The organism is Marinifilum breve (assembly GCF_003202155.1).
Lineage (GTDB): Bacteria > Bacteroidota > Bacteroidia > Bacteroidales > Marinifilaceae > Marinifilum > Marinifilum breve.
Window position 1 is genome coordinate 1 of the sequence record NZ_QFLI01000120.1, and the last position, 477, is coordinate 477.

The 477-nt window shown below is 38.4% G+C and carries 1 protein-coding gene; it reads left to right on the forward strand.

Features of this window, described 5'->3' with window-relative positions; translation table 11 throughout:
- Positions 1–196 (forward strand): hypothetical protein (locus tag DF185_RS24870; protein ID WP_207784752.1); only part of this gene is annotated, 196 nt, incomplete at its 5' end.
- Positions 197–477 lie beyond the last annotated feature (281 nt).

Here is a 477-nt window from a genome sequence, read left to right on the forward strand (position 1 = left end):
CCATCTCTTCACAACCATTATCACAACAAAAACATTCAACAACAACACTCATCAACACATCTACCAAGACATCCAGCTATCCATCCATCCACCATACATTCATTCATTCATTCATCCATTCAATCAATCGATCAATCAATCAGATCGACAGTCAATCTCATCACATCATCATCAACAAACTCATCATACAATATAACTATAACAACAACAATCAAGTCCATCACAAACGTCTCACACAGGAAACATAAACATGTTTCGCACACGGTTTGTCAACACGATCACAGTTTTCTATAACTAACGGTGAACATGGAATGTGTGCGAACGGGTAAGGCCGAAATCATATCAACTTCAGCACCCCAAAATAACATCAATTTAAGACAGTGGGTTCGCAGAAAGATCAATAACATCCTCTGCATTATAAATACTCTGTCACAATTACACCGATATCGTACGATCAGTCGATCGACAACATCAAGG